The sequence below is a fragment of the Rhodococcus sp. A14 genome (assembly GCF_011603105.1).
GTDB classification, from domain to species: Bacteria; Actinomycetota; Actinomycetes; order Mycobacteriales; family Mycobacteriaceae; genus Rhodococcus_F; species Rhodococcus_F opacus.
In genome coordinates, this window is sequence record NZ_JAAOQS010000019.1 from 18,908 (window position 1) to 36,535 (window position 17,628).

Sequence of the window (17,628 nt, forward strand, 5' to 3'; positions counted from 1 at the left end):
ATAGGCCCTGTCAAGTAGAACGGCGAATTAGGTGTTGGTGGAAAAGTTGAGCGACAGCGATGTGCGGATCGAGCACGACTCGATCGGAGATCTGGCGGTACCGGCGGCGGCGTACTACGGCGTCCACACCGCCCGGGCGATGGAGAATTTCGCGATCACCGGGTCCACCATCGGTCAGTACCCGGCACTGGTCGCGGCGTTGGCGACGGTGAAACAGGCTGCCTGCCTGGCGAACCGGGACCTGGGCCTCCTCGATGACCGGCGGGCCGATGCGATTGTGGCCGCGTGCACGGAGATTCGTAATGGGGCACTGCTCGACCAGTTTCCGATCGATCCGATCCAGGGCGGAGCGGGCACCTCGTCGAACATGAACGTCAACGAGGTCATCGCGAACCGCGCACTCGAGATCCTGGGGTTCGGACGCGGCGCCTACACCGAACTCGACCCCCTCACTCACGTGAACCTGGGGCAGTCCACCAACGATGTGTATCCGACCGCGATCAAACTCGCGCTGGTCGAGCATCTCCGACTGTTGATCGCCTCGCTCGGTCGGCTCGCGGAGTCATTCGAGCGCAAGTCGATCGAATTCGACGACATCGTCAAAATGGGTCGCACCCAGCTGCAGGACGCGGTACCGATGACCCTGGGGCAGGAGTTCGCCGCCTACTCGATCATGCTGAACGAGGACTGCGCCCGGCTCTCCGAGGGAGCGCTTCTGCTGCTGGAATCGAACCTCGGCGGCACCGCCATCGGCACCGGGATCAACGGCCATCCCGAGTACTCCGCGCTCGCCTGCAACTACCTACGCGAGCTGACCGGTGAACCGGTCGTCCCGGCCGGCAATCTGATCGAGGCAACCCAGGACTGCGGAGCATTCGTGCAGGTCTCCGGCATCCTCAAACGGGTCGCCGTCAAGTTGTCCAAGACGTGCAACGATCTGCGGCTCACCTCCTCCGGGCCGACCGCCGGGCTCGGTGAGATCAATCTGCCTCCGGCCCAGGCGGGTTCGTCGATCATGCCCGGCAAGGTCAACCCGGTCATCCCCGAAATGGTCAACCAGGTCGCGTTCGAGGTGATCGGCAACGATCTGACGGTCACGATGGCCGCCGAGGGCGGGCAACTCCAGCTCAACGCGTTCGAACCCGTCATCGTCTACAGTTTGCTGCGCTCCACGACGCACCTGGCCGCGGCATCGGACACCCTGGCTGTGAAGTGCGTCGACGGGATCACCGCCAACCGCGACCGCCTCGAGCAGGGTGTTCGGCGCTCGATCGGCATCGTCACCGCGCTCTCGCCGTTCATCGGATATGCCGCCAGCGCGGATATCGCCAAGAGGGCCCTGGCGACCGGCGCCTACGTCGGCGACCTCGCCGTCGACGACGGTCTGCTCACGCGCGCGCAGGTCGACGACATCCTGTCCCCCCGTAGACTCGCCGGCCTGCTCACCGCACCCACGGTGGACCGCGAATTCGCCGCACTCGATCATCTCACCGGTGTCGCCGCGCACTGATCGACGCATCACACCCAGCACCTCGAATGCAGGACAGCGCAGTCCTCGCCCGAGTAGAAGTTCACATCGAGAGGAAACGAGAATCGGATGACCCTCACATCGTCGGCACAAGCCGCCATTGTCCCCGCGACACATGCGCGCTCCTGGCTTCTGGTCGCGGGCTCACGTCCGGACGAGTTCGCCGCAGCCGCGGACTCGGCGGCAGACGCGGTGATCTTCGACCTCGAGGATGGTGTCGTTCCGTCCTCGAAAACACAAGCCCGCGACGCCGTCAGACAGTTCCTCGCCGGTGGGGGCACCGGGTGGGTGCGCATCAACGACGTCACCACCGCGGACTGGACCGCTGATCTGGACGCGATCCGGGGGCTCCCGGGACTGAGTGGTGTGATGCTCGCCAAGACCGAATCCGCGGACGACATCGATCGCACGGCTGCCGAGCTGCCCCACACCCCGATCCTCGCGCTGGTCGAATCGGCGCGTGGCGTCGAATTCGCCTTCGACATCGCCTCGGCCGACGCCATGACCCGAATTGCCTTCGGCACCGGAGACTTCCGTCGGGACACCGATGCGGGCGCCGAACCCGGCGCGCTGGCCTACGCGCGGGGACGGCTCGTCGTCGCCAGTCGGGCGGCCGGCCTCCCCGGTCCCATCGACGGCCCGTGCCTGACCGGCGAACCCGATCTGTCCGAGGCCTTGGCCGTCACCAGGTCGATGGGCATGACCGGCAAGCTGTGCATGCACGTCGGTCACACAGCGATCGTCAATCGCGAACTGTCCCCGCTACAGAGCGATGTGGCATGGGCTGCCGAGGTCATCGCACACCTCGGCGCGCAGGGCGAGAACATCGCCGACGGCAGCGATCGCCCGAAACTCGCCCGTGCCCTGCGAATCACCCACCTGGCCCACGTCTTCTCGGTGTCGGTCTGAGCGTGCCGGCGTGCACCGGCTACCCGACCTCCCCGATCACGTCGCGCAGTACCCGCGTGACCGTCTGCACCGCAGGTGAGGGATTTGAGTCCTGCCAGGCCATGGCGATGGGGAGGGTGGGGGCGTCGCCGGCGATGGGCAGGTATTCGACGCCGTCCATCGTGAGGTGCGCCGTCGAATCCACCACGACGGCCACGCCGACACCGGCGCCGACCATTGCGAGCAGGCTGTACGGGTCGGGCGCCTCGTGCGCAACGACGGGGGCGAATCCCGCTGCCGCGCACAGGGCGAGCGTGGCGTCGCGGACCACGGAACCGTGTTCGGCGGGGTAGATCACGAACCGTTCGCTCGCCAATTCCTGCGGCACGACGGCGCCCGCGTCGACGAGACGGTGCCCGGCCGGGACCGCCACCATCAGTGCCTCCTCGAGCACGGTGTGGGTGGCGAAGCCCCGCGGGACCGGCAACCCCACGATGCCCATGTCCAGGGTTCCGCGGGTGAGGGCGTCGAGCACCTCACCCGAGTACATCTGCGGGCGTAGGTCGAGTTCGATGCCGGGGTAGGCGTCGGCGAGGGAACGGGCGAGAACGGACAGCACCGTGTAGCCGCCTGCACCGCCGAAGCCGACGGTGACGCGGCCGGTCTCCCCGGCGGCCGCCGCCTGCGCGATGCCCCGCACGATCCCGACCTGCGCCTCGATGGTCCGCGCCGGACCCACCAGCGCCTCGCCGGCGGCAGTGAGCCGCACGGAGCGGGTGGTGCGGACGAACAGGTCGGTGCCGAGCTCCCGTTCGAGGGCCCGCACGGTCTGGCTGAGCGGGGATTGCGCCACATGGAGACGCTCGGCGGCCCGGCCGAAATGCAGTTCTTCCGCGACCGCGAGAAAGGCGTGCAGGTGACGGAGTTCCACGACCCCTCCTCGGAACTATGTGTCTGAATCACCTAAACAAGCTGAATTAAGTCTTGGACTCTACACGGAATCCCGGCCATAGTGATGCACACCACCCCTACCTCGGTGTGACGCCCAAGAGCACGAAAGTCAGGGAGAACCGTGAACCCGATTCCCGGCCGCGACGCGGCACCACCCGAATACAGCACCCGGCAGGCCCGCAAGGCCGGTGTCACCGCGTTCGTCGGCACCACCATCGAGTGGTTCGACTTCTACATCTACGGCACCGCCTCCGCGCTGGTACTGGGCAGGCTGTTCTTCCCCGACGCCTCGCCCGCGGTGGGCACCCTCGCCGCCTTCGCGACGTTCGCGATCGGCTTCGTGGCCCGCCCGCTCGGCGGGATCGTGTTCGGTCACTTCGGCGACAAGTTCGGCCGCAAGAACGCCGTGATCATCACGCTGATCCTGATGGGGATCGGAACGGTCGGCGTCGGCTGTCTCCCCACCTACTCGCAGATCGGAATCTGGGCGCCGATCCTCCTCGTCGCGCTCCGCGTGGTCCAGGGCATCGCGATGGGCGGTGAGTGGGGTGGCGCCGTGCTCATCGCCACCGAATTCGCGCCGCCGAACAAGAAGGTGCTGTACGGCGCGTTCGCGCAGCAGGGATCGCCCGTCGGCAATCTGCTCGCGACCCTGGCGTTCCTGGCGCTGACATTGTTGTCGGACAGCGTGTTCGAGTCCTGGGGCTGGCGTCTGCCGTTCCTCGCGTCCGCCGCGCTCGTCGTCGTCGCACTGTACATCCGGCTGCGGATCTCGGAGACACCGGAGATGAAGAAGGCCGTCGTCGCCCAGGAGCGCACCCGGATGCCACTCGTGGAGGTGCTGCGCTCGCACCCGGCCGAACTCGTCCTCGGCGTCGGTGCCGTGGTCGCGGGTGTCGCCATCACCTACGTGAAGACCACGTTCGCACTCGCCTGGGCCACCGCCGACCTCGGATTCGACCGCGGGGACTTCCTACTCGTCATCACGATCGCGCTCGTCGCACAGGTACTCGTGCAGCCGTTCGGCGCCGTGCTGGCCACGAAAATCGATCCGTCGCGGGCGATCCGGTGGATGCTGCTGCCCGAACTCGTGTTGCTGCCGTTGATGTTCCTCCTCGTGCAGACCGGATCGGTGCCCCTGGCCATGCTCGGCATGGTGCTGGCCACCGCACCGCACGCGATGTACTACGCCGCGCTCGCCGGCATCCTCGCCCAGGTCTTCCCGACCAACGTCCGCTACACCGGGATCTCGCTGTCGTATCAGCTGTCGACGGCAATCTTCGCCGGAACAGCTCCGATGCTCTGCCAGTTCCTGCTCACCCACACCGACTCGATCTGGCCGGTCGTCGCCCTCGGACTCGGCTACGTCGTGCTCTCGCTCGCCTGCATGACCCTGCTGCTCCGCCGCGGGAAAGCCCGGTCGGGCAGGACCGCCGCCGAGTCCCGTCCCGAACAGTCCTCGACCCGGAAAGATGTTGCTCACTCATGAATTTCGCTCACACCGATCCCGCCCTGCGCGCCGTCGTCGACCGGTGGACCGCACCGTCCGACCGCGACAAGCTGAACACCCTGCTCGACCGGCTGGGCGCCGACGCCGGCGGGCGACTCGACGCCCTCGCCGCCACCGCCGACAAGAATCCGCCGGTGCTGCAGCAGTTCGACCGTGACGGCGAACGCATCGACCGGATCGCCTACCACCCCTCCTACCAGGAACTGTGCCGAGCCGCATACAGCGAATACGGACTGTCGGCACTGTCGCACCGCGGCGGCCTGCACGGCTGGGACGACGTCCCGCCGCACCTGGTGAAGTACCTCGCGTCGTACGTCTTCGTGCAGGCCGAGTTCGGGTTGGCGTGTCCGGTGTCGATGACGGATGCCGCCGCCCGCACGCTGCGCATGTTCGGCGACCCGGACGTGTTCGGACCGTGGATCGACGCACTGACCTCGACGGACCCCGACGGCGCGATGACCGGCGCGATGTTCATGACCGAACCGCAGGCCGGCACCGACATCGCCCGCACGGAGACCCGGGCCGAGCGTGACGGCGACGCGTGGCGGCTGACCGGGAAGAAGTGGTTCGCGTCCAATCCCGACGCCGACGTCATCGTGACCCTGGCCCGGTTCCCCGGCGGCGACGACCAGTCCACCCGCGGCGTCGGAATGTTCATGGTGCCCAAGGTTTTGGCGAACGGCGAGCGGAACAGCTACACGATCGACAGGCTGAAGGACAAGCTCGGCACCCGCTCGATGCCCAGCGGCGAGGTGTCGCTGACCGGTGCGTACGCCCTTCAGGTGGGCGAACTCGACCGCGGGTTCCGGCAGATGGCCGAGATGGTGAACACGTCGCGGCTGTCGAACGCGATGCGGTCGAGCGCGCTGATGCGACGAGCCGTGCGGGACGCCGTCGACCACACCCGGGAGCGGGTCGTGTTCGGCAAGGCCCTGTTCGACCAGCCCCTGATGCGCGCAACCCTGCTGCCGCTCGCGCTGGACGCCGAGGCGGCGCTCGCCCTGGTGGCGTACAGCGCGCAGTGCCTGCAGGCGGCGGACGCGGGCGACGACTCCGCACGTGCCCTGATCCGGGTCCTCACCCCGCTCGCGAAGCATTACATCTGCAAACGGGCGCGCGTGGTCACCGGCGAGGCCATGGAGGTGCGGGGCGGCAACGGCTACATCGAGGAATGGGCTCACGCCCGCCTGATCCGCGACGCCCACCTGGGGTCGATCTGGGAAGGCTCGAGCAACGTCATCGCCCTGGACGTGTTGCGGTGCATGCGCAAGCTGGATGCGCATCACCGGCTGGCGGACACGATGCGCGGCGTCCTCGCCGGACTCGGACCCGACTGTGGCCCCGGCGCCGACGTTCTCCGCCGACGCTGGGACGACCTGGTCGCGGAAGGCGACCTGCTGGTCGCCGGAGACGACGACACCGCGCAGGCCGGGTGCGCGCGCTACGCGAACGAACTGGCCCGAGCGGCGATGGCCACCCTGCTCTACGACCTCGCCGACTTCGCGATCACCGCGGGCAGCGGCTACCGGTCGCTGCTCGTCGCGAACGCCTACCTGTCCGGCGACACCGGGCACCTCTGTGGGGCGGCCCTCGACCACCTCGGGGCCGTCGTCCACGGCATCGATGTCGCCGCGGAGGCCGCGCAGGCCGCCGCACCCCGATCCGACTCTGCGACAGGAGTTCTCCTGTGACCACGACCCACACCGGACCGGCGCCCCTCGCGGGGGTGCGGGTGCTGGACCTCTCCAAGATCCTCGCCGGACCGTACGCCACCATGTCGCTCGCGGACCTCGGCGCCGACGTCACCAAGGTCGAACACCCCGACGGCGGCGACCCGACACGGTCGTGGGGTCCGCCGTTCGTCGGCCCCGACGCTACGTACTACCTCGCGATCAACCGGGGCAAGAAGTCGGTGACCGTCGACCTCAAATCGGAAGAGGGACAGGACGTCATCCACCGCATCCTGGAGGAGACCGACGTCGTCGTCGAGAACTTCAAGCCCGGCAGCGGATTGCAGCGGATCTTCGACTACCGGACGCTGTCCGAGCGGTACCCGCATCTGGTCGTGCTGCACATCTCCGCGTTTGGGGAGGACGGTCCGCTGCGCGACGAACCGGGTTACGACATGATCGCGCAGGCCGCAGGCGGACTGATGTCGCTGACCGGTGAGCCGGGCGGGGCGCCGATGAAGGCCGGATTCGCGATGGGGGATCTGGGGGCGGCGCTCTTCGGTCTGATCGGCGTGCTCGCTGCCCTGGTGGAGCGGTCGCGGACCGGCCGAGGGCAGTACGTGACGACGTCGCTGTTCGAGTGCCAGCTCGCCCTGCACGTGAACTGGGCGACCAATTACTTCGCGACCGGCGAGCGTCCCGGCGCGCTGGGCTCCGGTCATCCCAATCTCGCTCCGTATCAAGCGTTTCCCGCCAGCGACGGATACTTCGTCGTCGCGGTGGGCAACGACAGCCAGTGGGGGAGCCTGTGCTCGGCGATCGCACGCGAAGACCTGACAACCGACCCGCGATTCGAGCGCAACCGTGACCGCGTGGCGAATCGCGGCGATCTCGAGCGGGAATTGTCGACGGCCTTCGCGTCGGGCACCGTGGAGCACTGGTGCGACACGCTCACCGCACACGCCGTGCCCGTGTCACCGATCCGGCATCTCGACGAGATCTACGCCGACCCGCACACTGCGGCACTCGGGATGATCGGCACGGTCGACCACCCGACGCTGGGCAGCCTGCAGCAGATCGCGTTCCCGGTCAGTTTCTCCGGCGAACGCCCGCATCTTACGTCCGCGCCGCCGGTGCTCGGCGCCGACACCGACGCGATCCTCGGTGCCCACCGGCCGCAGTCGGTGGTCGGCGGGTAGACCCGGTTACCCGCCCTCGCGCAGCAGCGCGACGTCGGACACCATCCGGATGTGATCGGCCATCGCACGGGAAGCGCCCGCGGAGTCCTGGTCTCGAATCGCCGTCGCAATGCGCCGGTGCCCTTCGAGCGAGGCCCGCGGGCGTTCGGCTTGTGACAGGGATTCGATCCGGGTCTCCCGGATCAGCCCGGAAATCTCGTGCATCAGCTTGGCCAGCAGTGACGAGTGCGCTGCGACAGTGATGGCCTCGTGGAACTGCTCGTCGCCGACGACGCCGCGATCTCCCGCGGCGATCTCGGCTTCCATCGTCGCGAGGGCGGAATCGATCGCCACCATTTCCGCGTCGGTCCGGCGCTCGGCGGCGAGCCCGGCAAGTTTGACCTCGAGTGCCTCGCGGGCCTCGATCACCTCGGGGAGACGGTCGGCGTGTTCCCGGAGCGCCTTGACCGCTCGTTCCTCGATGGGGCGGCGGACGAGCACGGCACCGTCCCCGTGCCGCACCGACACCACACCCTGCACCTCGAGGGCGACGAGCGCCTGACTCAGCGAAGCGCGACTCACGCCCAGTTGAGCGGCGAGTTCACGCTCGGCGGGGAGGCGGTCGCCCGGCGTCATCTCGTGGTCGGCGATATGGGCGCAGAGCTGTTCGACGATCACCTCGTACAGCCGCGGTCGTGCTACCGGACGCAGTTGCTCAGCCACTGGGCCACCCACTCTCCATTCCACTGAAACTACTCCACGGTATCTCGCACAGGCATGTAACCGCACCCATAGTTCCTATTGACAGTGATCCATGACACTGCTTTTATGAAGTGGCTAGGCCAATCTGCCACTGAGTCAATTTGCTCGCGGGCGGCGGTCGAGACCAGTTGCCACTGCCACAGAACCGGAGACTTTTCATGTCGACCGAGTTGATTCCCATACTTGCGCTCGCTGTCATGTTCCTGGCGGCGACCGTGCTGCCCGTGAACATGGGCGCTCTCGGCTTCGTTGCCGCCTTCTTCGTCGGAACCCTGTCACTGCACATGAGCAGCGACGACATCATCGCCGGATTCCCCAGCAGCCTGTTCCTGACGCTGGTCGGCATCACTTACCTCTTCGCGATCGCCCAGAACAACGGGACCGTCGACCTCATGGTCCGCGGGGCGGTCCGGCTGGTCCGCGGACGTGTCGCGCTGATCCCCTGGGTGATGTTCGGGATCACGGCGGTACTCACCGCTATCGGCGCGCTCGGCCCCGCCGCCGTCGCGATCGTCGCGCCGATCGCTCTCGGCTTCGCCGCCCGCTACAAGATCAACGCCCTCCTGATGGGCATGATGGTCGTCCACGGGGCGCAGGCAGGCGGGTTCTCGCCGATCAGCATCTACGGCGTCACGGTCAACGACATCGCGTCCAAGGCGGGATTGACCAACAGCCCGCTCACTCTGTTCCTCGGAAGCCTCCTGTTCAACGCCGCTATCGGGGTACTGCTATTCGTCTTCCTGGGCGGACGGGACCTGATCGGGCGCAGCGTGCACGACGACGCCGCCGGGGACACGGGAGGAAGCGGCGCCGGTGGGTCGGGCGGAGGAGTGCCCGCGACCGGAGGCGACTCGGGATCGGGAGGGGCCACCGCGACCAAGGTGCGCCCGACAGCGACCCTCGCGGGCGCACCCGCACGCTCCGGAGTCACATTCGATCAGGCCCTCACTCTGGTCGGTCTCGCCGCGCTCGCCGTGTTCTCGCTGATCCTCGACCTGGACGTGGGATTCATCTCGATGACGGTGGCCGTCATCCTGGCGCTCGCCTCGCCGAAGGCGCAGAAGGGTGCGATCGCGCAGATCAGCTGGTCGACGGTTCTGCTCATCGGCGGCGTGCTCACCTTCGTGGGGGTCCTGCAGGAGGCGGGCACCGTCGAGTACGTCGGAAACGCGGTCGCGAGCCTGGGGATGCCGCTTCTCGTCGCCCTGCTGCTCTGCTACATCGGGGCCATCGTCTCGGCGTTCGCGTCGTCCACGGCGATTCTGGGAGCGACCATTCCGCTCGCCGTCCCGTTCCTCCTCGCCGGTGAGGTGGGCGCGGTGGGAGTCATCGTCGCGCTCGCCATCTCCTCGACCATCGTGGACGTCAGTCCGTTCTCGACCAACGGAGCGCTGGTCCTCGCGAACGCACAGAATGTCGATCGAGACCGCTTCTACAAGCAGATCCTGAAGTACAGCGCCCTCGTCGTCGCCATCGGGCCACTCGTGGCCTGGGCGATTCTCGTGGTGCCCGGCTGGCTCTGACGGTCGGCGGGGAGGCGACCCGGCCCGCCTCCCCGCGTCCTTGCGTCGATTCTCAACCTCTTGACATCGGTCGGATCAAATGTTTCATTTAATTGGCTAGTCCACTAGGTCACTGCACCAACAGTCCAGCTCTCGCGGCTCTCGCCAGGAAGTAACGGGTGGTTTCACATGTCCACGAACACGATGGAGCGCACAGGTCCGCTGCAAGGAGTGGTCGTCGTCGATCTGACCCGCGCACTTGCGGGCCCCCACGCCGCGATGATGCTCGGCGACCTCGGCGCCGACGTCATCAAGATCGAGACCCCGCACCGCGGCGACGACACCCGCGGATGGGGGCCGCCCTTCGTGGAGCCGGCGGACGCAGAGCGGGAATCGACGTACTTCCTGTCCGCGAATCGGAACAAGAAGTCGATCACCCTCGACCTCAAGGCCGACGACGGACGGGCCACCCTCGAATCCCTCGTCCGGCGCGCCGACGTCCTCATGGAGAACTTCCGCACCGGCGTCCTCGACCGCCTGGGATTCACCACCGAACGGCTCGCGGAGCTGAACCCGCGCCTGGTCGTCCTGTCCATCAGCGGATTCGGTCACGACGGACCCGAAGGCGGACGCGCGGGGTACGACCAGATCGCGCAGGGCGAGGCCGGGCTGATGTCGCTGACCGGCCCCAATCCCGACGACGTCCAGCGCGTCGGAGTGCCCATCGCGGACCTGCTCGCCGGCATGTACGGGGCGTTCGGCGTCGTCGCCGCCCTGCAGGAACGTGAGCGCACCGGACGGGGCCGCGTCGTGCGAACGTCGTTGCTGGCCAGCGTCGTCGGCGTGCACGCCTTCCAGGGGACGAAGTGGACCGTCGCCGGCGAGGTCGGCGAGGCGCAGGGCAACCACCATCCCTCGATCTCGCCCTACGGGCTGTTCCGCACCGCCGACGGCGCCGTCCAGATCTCCGTCGGCAGCGAAGGACTGTGGAAGCGGTTCTGCGCGGGCTTCCACCTCGATCCGGACACCCCCGGAATGGCCACGAATCCCGAACGCGTCGAGAACCACAAGCAGGTCCTGGAACTGGTCGAGGATGCGTTCGGCGCGTACACCAGCGACGAACTTCTCATCGAACTCGACCGCATCGGGGTGCCCGCCGGACGCGTCCGGACGATCTCCGAAGTCTACGAATGGGAGCAGACCAAGTCGCAGGGACTGCTCGTCGACGTCGACCACCGCACACTCGGCAACATCACGCTGCCCGGCCCGCCCCTGCGGTTCTTCGAACCGGACGGCACCGAGGTGACCGAGACCCGGCACACCGCACCGCCGGTGCTCGGCGCGGACAACGACACCGTGTTGTCGTGGCTGAAAGAGTGCAGCTGATGGCTCGCCTGACCGCTCCCGAACTGCTCGACCTCGTGGTCGACGCCGGCACCTGGGAATCGTGGGACACGCCTCCGATCCAGGTCGCGGCGGACTCCGAGTACGCCGACGAACTTCTTCGCGCACAGGAGAAGACCGGCCTCGACGAGGCGGTGCTGACCGGGGTGGCCACCATCCGCGGCCGCCGAACGGCAATCCTCGTCTGCGAATTCGGCTTTCTGGGCGGCTCCATCGGCGTTGCCGCAGGCGAGCGTCTGGTCGCCGGGATCCGGCGCGCCACGCGCGAACGCCTTCCGCTGCTCGCCCTGCCCACGTCGGGTGGCACGCGAATGCAGGAGGGAACGACCGCGTTCCTGCAGATGGTCAAAATCACGGCGGCGGTGATCAAGCACAAGGAGGCGCACCTGCCGTATCTCGTCTACCTGCGGAGCCCCACGACCGGCGGTGTCTTCGCATCCTGGGGGTCGCTGGGGCACGTCACCATCGCTGAACCGGGAGCGCTCGTCGGCTTCCTCGGACCGCGCGTGTTCGAGGCGCTGTACGAGTCGCCGTTCCCGGCGGGCGTCCAGACCGCCGAGAACCTCCACGCGCACGGACTCATCGACGCGGTGCGGCCGCCGGACCAACTCGCCGAGATCGTCGACCGCGCGCTGCGCATCATCACCTCCGGCCGTGGTGGCCGGCCGTCGCTCGCGGACGCCCCCGTGCACGAGAGTCTGCCGGACGTCCCCGCCTGGGATTCGGTGGTCGCCTCGCGCCGCGAGGACCGGCCGGGTGTGCGTGAGGTGATGTTCCACTCCGCGTCGGATGTTCTTCCGCTCAACGGAACCGGTCAGGGTGAGGTCGATCCGGGTTTGATCCTCGCTCTCGTCCGGTTCGGTGACATGCCGTGCGTCCTACTCGGACAGGACCGTCGAGGGCAGACCACGCGGTCGCCGCTCGGCCCGGGCGCGCTGCGGGAGGCCCGCCGGGGAATGCGGCTGGCGGCGGAACTGAACCTGCCGTTGGTGACGGTCATCGACACCGCGGGCGCGGCATTGTCGAAGGAGGCGGAGGAAGGCGGTCTGGCCGGTGAGATCGCCCGCTGCATCGCCGACATGGTCTCGCTCGACGTCCCCACCATCTCTCTGCTGCTCGGGCAGGGCACCGGTGGCGGCGCGCTCGCGTTGATCCCGGCCGATCGGGTGCTCGCGGCCCAGCACGGCTGGCTGTCGCCCCTGCCACCCGAAGGTGCGAGCGCGATCCTGCACCACGACATCGCGCACGCGCCGGACATGGCCGCCCGCCAGGGAATCCGGTCGTCCGATCTCCTTGCGACCGGCATCGTGGACGAGGTGATCCCCGAATTCCCCGATGCGGCAGAAGAATCCACGGCGTTCTGCACCCGGGTGGGTGCGGTGCTCCACCGCGAGCTGTCGCTCCTCGATGCGGCAGACACCACCCAGCGACTCTCCGACCGTGCGGAGCGATTCGACCGGATCGGTCTGTTGCAGCCCGCACACGCATGACCGCGGCGCCGGGGATCCCGATCGGATCCCCGGCGCCGCGTCCATTCACTGGTCCTCGAGGACTTGCGTCAGCATTCGACGAGATTCACCGACACGTTCACGGCGAGACCGCCGGTGGACGTCTCCTTGTACTTCGAGCTCATGTCGGCGCCGGTGGCCCGCATCGTCTCGATCACCTGATCCAGACTGACTCGGTGCGTGCCGTCGCCGCGCAGCGCCATCCGGGCGGCGTTGATCGCCTTGCCCGCCGAGATGGCGTTGCGCTCGATGCACGGAATCTGCACCAGGCCGCCGATGGGATCACACGTCAGACCGAGACTGTGTTCCATCGCGATCTCCGCCGAGTTCTCCACCTGCTCCGGGCTGCCGCCGAGGATCTCGGCGAGCCCGGCAGCGGCCATGGACGCCGCGGAACCCACCTCGCCCTGACAGCCCACCTCGGCCCCGGAGATCGAGGCCCGTTCCTTGTACAGGGATCCGATTGCGCCGGCCGCCAACAGGAATCGCACCGTTGTTCCGTTCGGGTCGGCCTTCCCGGCGGGGGTGTAGTGCAGCGTGTAGTGCAGGACCGCCGGGATGATGCCGGCCGCGCCGTTGGTGGGGGCGGTGACGATCCGTCCACCGGACGCGTTCTCCTCGTTGACGGCGAGCGCCACCAGGTTCACCCAGTCCTCGGCGAACGCGGGATCACGACCGGGATCCTCCACGTTCAGCCGCTCGTACCAGCCGCGGGCGCGTCGGCGCACCCGCAGACTTCCGGGCAGATACCCGTCCCGGCCGATTCCGCGTCGCTGACACTCGACCATCACGTCGCGGATGTGCAGGAGCCGCGCCCGGACCTCCGGCTCGGGCCGGAGGGCGCGTTCGTGCTCGAGCATGACCTCGCTGATCGTGAGACCGTAGTGCTCGCTGAGGGCGAGCAGTTCACGCGCGGACCCGAACGACAGCGAATTCGCGCCGGCGGCGACGGACACCTCCGGTTCGGTGTCGGTGACGACGAATCCGCCGCCGATCGAATAGTACGTCTGCGCGTGCAGTTCACGACCGGTGACGCTAGTCGCGGTGAGGGTCATGCCGTTGGGGTGAAAGTCCAGAACCGTCAACGGGTGCAACACCATCTCGTCCTCGGCGAGCGGAATGTCGACCGTCCCGCCGAGGCGGATCCGCCGACTCGCCCGCACCGCTGCGAGCCGCGTCTCCATCTCCTCGGTGGCGATGGTCTCCGGTCGGTACCCCTCGAGACCGAGGAGGATCGCCGACATCGTGCCGTGGCCGGCGCCGGTGGCCGCGAGCGATCCGTACAGATCGACACGGACACCGGCGACGTCCCCGAGAACGCCGAGTGTGTCGAGGTCGTCGACGAACGTGCCCGCCGCCCGCATCGGGCCGACGGTATGCGAACTCGACGGTCCGATACCGACCGAGAACAGGTCGAACACACTGATCGTCATGCGAGGTCCTTCCGGAGCATCGCAACGAGTACCGCAGCACAGCGAGGAACGGAGTGAGGAGCGGATGGAAGGGTCGAGGCGGGAAACATTGTCACCGACTTACAGACCCGGATAGAGGGGGTGCTTGTCCGCGAGCGCCCGGACCTGGGCGGCCAACCCGGACGTGTCCGCGTCGGCGGGCGCGACGAGGGCCTGGGCGATCAGGTCGGCGACCGACACGAAGTCGTCCCTGCCGAAGCCGCGGGCGGCGAGTGCCGGTGTGCCGATGCGCAGACCGGACGTCACCATCGGCGGCCGTGGATCGAACGGGACGGCGTTGCGGTTGACGGTGATTCCGATCGCGTCGAGGCGATCCTCGGCCTGCTGCCCGTCGATGGCGGCATCCCGCAGGTCGACGAGGACGAGGTGCACGTCCGTGCCGCCGGTGAGGACGCTGATTCCGGCTTCCTTGACGTCGGGTCGGCTGAGCCGTTCGGCGAGTACCTTCGCACCGTCCAGGCAGCGCTCCTGACGCTCCGCGAATTCGGGTTCGGCCGCCATCTTGAATGCCGTTGCCTTGCCCGCGATCACGTGTTCCAATGGGCCGCCCTGCTGGCCGGGGAACACCGCGGAGTTGATCTTCTTCGCGATGGCCGCGTCGTTGGTCAGGATGATGCCGCCGCGGGGTCCGCCCAGCGTCTTGTGCGTCGTCGACGTGACGACGTGCGCGTGCGGGACGGGGGACGGGTGGAACCCGGTGGCGACCAGGCCTGCGAAGTGGGCCATGTCGACCATCAGGTACGCGCCGACTTCGTCGGCGATCTCCCGGAAGCGGGCGAAGTCCAGGTGCCGGGGGTAGGCCGACCAGCCGGCGATGATCAGTTGCGGCCGGTGCTCGCGTGCCGCCTTCGCCACCTCGTCCATGTCGATGAGGTAGTCCTGCTCGGACACCCCGTACGCGGCGACGTTGTAGAGCTTGCCGGAGAAGTTGAGGCGCATGCCGTGCGTGAGGTGGCCGCCGTCCGCGAGGGACAGTCCGAGGATCGTGTCACCCGGTTCGATCAGCGCATGCATCACCGACGCGTTCGCGGTGGCGCCCGAATGCGGTTGCACGTTGGCGTATTCGGTGGCGAAGAGGGCCTTGACGCGGTCGATGGCGAGCTGCTCGATGGAGTCGACGTGCTCGCAGCCGCCGTAGTAGCGGCGTCCGGGGTACCCCTCGGCGTACTTGTTGGTCAGCACGGAACCCTGCGCCTGCATCACCGAAAGCGGTGCGTGGTTCTCCGACGCGATCATCTCGAGGCCGGTGCGCTGACGCTCGAGTTCCTTGCCGATGAGTGCGGCGACGTCCGGGTCGAAATCCGCGAGGTCGCGGTTCAGGACGCTCACTGGTGCACCATCCTTGTGTCGGTGGTTTCAGATGGACTGCCGATGCACCCGAGGTGCCGCCGGGTCACTGCCCTGCTCGCTTGACACGATCGATGTCCGGCATGAGTTCTGCAGGACCCGGCGGTCGCCCGGGCCGCGCCGACCGTCGACAGGGCTGAGCGCCACCGAGCGCCGAACAGTGAGCGAACCGGCTGCCGCGTCCCGGCACCGCACGAGGGTGCCTCCCCACTGGGTCTAGCAGCGAGGAGGCTGACATGAAGTCTGCCAGAAACACCCTTCCCGATGAACCACCCAACGCCCTGACCTGCGGCATCGACTGGGCCCGCGACGATCACGACGTGTCCGTCGTCGATGCCCGCGGCCGTGAGGTCCACCGCTGCACCGTCGAACACAGCGCCGCCGGGCTGCGCGAACTGCTCACAGTCCTCGCCCGCACCGGCGTCTGCGAGGTCGCGATCGAACGCCCGGACGGACCGGTGATCGACACCCTGCTCGGCGCCGGGATCACCGTGGTGGTGATCAGCCCCAACCAGGTCAAGAACCTGCGCGGCCGCTACGGATCGGCCGGCAACAAGGACGACCGCTTCGACGCCTTCGTCCTCGCCGACACCCTGCGCACCGACCGCGCCCGACTGGCGCCGTTGACCCCCGACCACCCGGCCACCGTCGCGCTGCGCCGCGTCTGCCGGGCCCGCAAGGACCTCGTCGCCCACCGCGTCGCCCTCGCCAACCAGCTGCGGGCGCACCTGCGCAACGTCTTCCCCGGCGCGGTCGGCCTGTTCGCCGATCTCGACTCCCCGATCAGCCTGATGTTCCTGACCCGCTTCGACTGTCAGGACCGGGCCGACTGGCTCACCCCCAAGCGCCTGGCCACGTGGCTCTCCGGCGTCAGCTACAGCGGCCGCACCGACCCCGCGGTCCTGCACGCCCGCCTGACCGCCGCACCCCGCGGCGCCGTCGGTGACGACGGATCCGCGCACGCCCACATCACCCGCGCCTTGCTCGCCGCCCTGCGCACCCTCGTCGAACAGATCAAGTTGCTCACCGAACAGATCGGCGAGCAACTCGCCGGGCACGCCGACGCCCATATCTTCACCAGCCTGCCCCGCTCCGGCACCGTCCGTGCCGCCCGGCTGCTCGCCGAGATCGGCGACTGCCGGGCACGATTCCCAACCCCCGAGTCGCTGGCCTGCCTCGCCGGCGTCGCCCCCTCCACACGCCAGTCCGGCAAGGCCAGAAGCGTCGGATTCCGTTGGGCCACAGACAAACAACTCCGCGATGCCGTCACCGACTTCGCGGGCGACTCCCGCCACTCGAACCTCTGGGCCGCCGACCTCTACCGCCGAGCCGTCGCCCGCGGACACGACCACCCCCATGCCGTCCGCATCCTCGCCCGCGCCTGGCTGTTCGTCATCTGGCACTGCTGGCAGGACAACCTCGCCTACGAACCGGACAAACACGGCGCCCTCCAACGACTGATCGCCCACCAACAACCGGCGGCTTGACACAGGGCAACTCATGCCTGCACCCCGTTCTTCGCGGCGTACTCGGCCGCGGTGAGGAGCTCGCCGGCGGCGGACGGCTGGACGGCGAACAGCCAGCCCTCGCCGTAGGGGTCGGAAGTGACCAGGCCGGGGTCGTCGACTGCGGCGGTGTTGATCAGGGTGACCCGGCCGCTCACCGGCGGATACAGCTCGGACACGGTCTTGGTCGACTCGACCTCGCCGCACGATTCGCCGGCGACGATGGTCGCACCGACCTCCGGCAGGTCGACGAAGACGAGTTCGCCGAGCGAGTTGACGGCGACCGACGTGATGCCGACGCGGACCGGTTCGTCGGGGAGCGTGGCGCCCGGCTCGATCAGGACCCACTCGTGGTCGTCGGTGTAGCTGCGGTCGTCAGGGAAGGCGTGCGAAGACATGTGTG

At 68.2% G+C, this 17,628-nt stretch carries 14 protein-coding genes and 1 pseudogene; 9 read left to right on the top strand and 6 right to left on the bottom strand.

The window, feature by feature from the left end:
- Positions 1-61: 61 nt before the first annotated feature.
- Entirely contained in the window at positions 62-1,510 is a 1,449-nt protein-coding gene (locus tag G9373_RS12985) for an aspartate ammonia-lyase (RefSeq protein WP_133986759.1), read from the top strand.
- Between the two features lie 87 nt (positions 1,511-1,597).
- Positions 1,598-2,437 (top strand): aldolase/citrate lyase family protein, encoded by an 840-nt coding sequence (locus G9373_RS12990; RefSeq protein WP_167115378.1) that lies wholly within the window; start codon positions 1,598-1,600, stop codon positions 2,435-2,437.
- 19 nt (positions 2,438-2,456) lie between these two features.
- On the opposite strand, the gene G9373_RS12995 is transcribed toward G9373_RS12990, so the two are convergent.
- Complete coding sequence (locus tag G9373_RS12995) at positions 2,457-3,347, bottom strand: LysR substrate-binding domain-containing protein (protein ID WP_005250530.1); 891 nt, start codon at positions 3,345-3,347, stop codon at positions 2,457-2,459.
- Between the two features lie 141 nt (positions 3,348-3,488).
- Here G9373_RS12995 and G9373_RS13000 point away from each other — a divergent pair, with 141 nt between their 5' ends.
- Genes G9373_RS13000 through G9373_RS13010 form a run of 3 tightly spaced genes read left to right on the top strand, consistent with a single transcriptional unit; the run spans position 3,489 to position 7,746 of the window.
- Positions 3,489-4,856: an MFS transporter gene (locus G9373_RS13000; protein WP_167115381.1), complete on the top strand. Its 1,368-nt coding sequence runs from the start codon at positions 3,489-3,491 to the stop codon at positions 4,854-4,856.
- Entirely contained in the window at positions 4,853-6,568 is a 1,716-nt protein-coding gene (locus tag G9373_RS13005) for an acyl-CoA dehydrogenase family protein (protein WP_167115384.1), read from the top strand. Before G9373_RS13000 ends, G9373_RS13005 begins: the two co-directional genes overlap by 4 nt.
- Positions 6,565-7,746, top strand: a complete 1,182-nt coding sequence (locus G9373_RS13010; RefSeq protein WP_167115387.1) for a CoA transferase — start codon at positions 6,565-6,567, stop codon at positions 7,744-7,746. The genes G9373_RS13005 and G9373_RS13010 overlap by 4 nt, the downstream gene beginning before the upstream one ends.
- A 6-nt stretch (positions 7,747-7,752) precedes the next feature.
- Here G9373_RS13010 and G9373_RS13015 read toward each other — a convergent pair whose 3' ends face one another.
- Entirely contained in the window at positions 7,753-8,448 is a 696-nt protein-coding gene (locus G9373_RS13015; protein ID WP_005574626.1) for a FadR/GntR family transcriptional regulator, read from the bottom strand.
- A 197-nt stretch (positions 8,449-8,645) separates the two neighbouring features.
- On the opposite strand from G9373_RS13015, the gene G9373_RS13020 reads away from it, so the two are divergent.
- The 3 genes from G9373_RS13020 (at position 8,646) to G9373_RS13030 (ending at position 12,883) form a co-directional block, all read left to right on the top strand.
- Positions 8,646-10,010 (top strand): SLC13 family permease, encoded by a 1,365-nt coding sequence (locus G9373_RS13020; RefSeq protein ID WP_005574625.1) that lies wholly within the window; start codon positions 8,646-8,648, stop codon positions 10,008-10,010.
- A 168-nt stretch (positions 10,011-10,178) separates the two neighbouring features.
- Positions 10,179-11,375, top strand: coding sequence for a CoA transferase (locus G9373_RS13025; RefSeq protein WP_167115390.1), 1,197 nt, complete (start codon positions 10,179-10,181; stop codon positions 11,373-11,375).
- Positions 11,375-12,883: a carboxyl transferase domain-containing protein gene (locus G9373_RS13030; RefSeq protein ID WP_043793979.1), complete on the top strand. Its 1,509-nt coding sequence runs from the start codon at positions 11,375-11,377 to the stop codon at positions 12,881-12,883. Before G9373_RS13025 ends, G9373_RS13030 begins: the two co-directional genes overlap by 1 nt.
- A gap of 68 nt (positions 12,884-12,951) precedes the next feature.
- Here G9373_RS13030 and G9373_RS13035 read toward each other — a convergent pair whose 3' ends face one another.
- From G9373_RS13035 to G9373_RS48170, 3 genes and pseudogenes are all read right to left on the bottom strand, one after another.
- Complete coding sequence (locus tag G9373_RS13035; protein WP_167115393.1) at positions 12,952-14,334, bottom strand: L-serine ammonia-lyase; 1,383 nt, start codon at positions 14,332-14,334, stop codon at positions 12,952-12,954.
- 99 nt (positions 14,335-14,433) lie between these two features.
- Positions 14,434-15,702: a serine hydroxymethyltransferase gene (gene glyA / locus G9373_RS13040; RefSeq protein WP_167115396.1), complete on the bottom strand. Its 1,269-nt coding sequence runs from the start codon at positions 15,700-15,702 to the stop codon at positions 14,434-14,436.
- Positions 15,699-15,878 (bottom strand): annotated as a pseudogene (locus G9373_RS48170) (hypothetical protein); the annotation flags it as partial. The gene glyA and the pseudogene G9373_RS48170, both read right to left, overlap by 4 nt.
- Positions 15,879-15,956: 78 nt before the next feature.
- Between G9373_RS48170 and G9373_RS13045 the strand changes: the two are divergent.
- Positions 15,957-17,207, top strand: a complete 1,251-nt coding sequence (locus G9373_RS13045) for an IS110 family transposase (protein ID WP_167115399.1) — start codon at positions 15,957-15,959, stop codon at positions 17,205-17,207.
- An 11-nt stretch (positions 17,208-17,218) separates the two neighbouring features.
- On the opposite strand, the gene gcvH is transcribed toward G9373_RS13045, so the two are convergent.
- Positions 17,219-17,623: a glycine cleavage system protein GcvH gene (gene gcvH, locus G9373_RS13050; RefSeq protein ID WP_005256602.1), complete on the bottom strand. Its 405-nt coding sequence runs from the start codon at positions 17,621-17,623 to the stop codon at positions 17,219-17,221.
- Between the last annotated feature and the right edge of the window lie 5 nt (positions 17,624-17,628).

What these genes read in the sequence shown, in the direction of transcription:
- G9373_RS12990 (WP_167115378.1), top strand. Translation starts at nt 1,598, where the DNA reads ATGACCCTCACATCGTCGGCACAAGCCGCCATTGTCCCCGCGACACAT.
- G9373_RS13005 (WP_167115384.1), top strand. Translation starts at nt 4,853, where the DNA reads ATGAATTTCGCTCACACCGATCCCGCCCTGCGCGCCGTCGTCGACCGG.
- G9373_RS13020 (WP_005574625.1), top strand. Translation starts at nt 8,646, where the DNA reads ATGTCGACCGAGTTGATTCCCATACTTGCGCTCGCTGTCATGTTCCTG.
- G9373_RS13025 (WP_167115390.1), top strand. Translation starts at nt 10,179, where the DNA reads ATGTCCACGAACACGATGGAGCGCACAGGTCCGCTGCAAGGAGTGGTC.
- G9373_RS13030 (WP_043793979.1), top strand. Translation starts at nt 11,375, where the DNA reads ATGGCTCGCCTGACCGCTCCCGAACTGCTCGACCTCGTGGTCGACGCC.
- G9373_RS13035 (WP_167115393.1), bottom strand. Translation starts at nt 14,334, where the DNA reads ATGACGATCAGTGTGTTCGACCTGTTCTCGGTCGGTATCGGACCGTCG.
- G9373_RS13045 (WP_167115399.1), top strand. Translation starts at nt 15,957, where the DNA reads ATGAAGTCTGCCAGAAACACCCTTCCCGATGAACCACCCAACGCCCTG.
- gcvH (WP_005256602.1), bottom strand. Translation starts at nt 17,623, where the DNA reads ATGTCTTCGCACGCCTTCCCTGACGACCGCAGCTACACCGACGACCAC.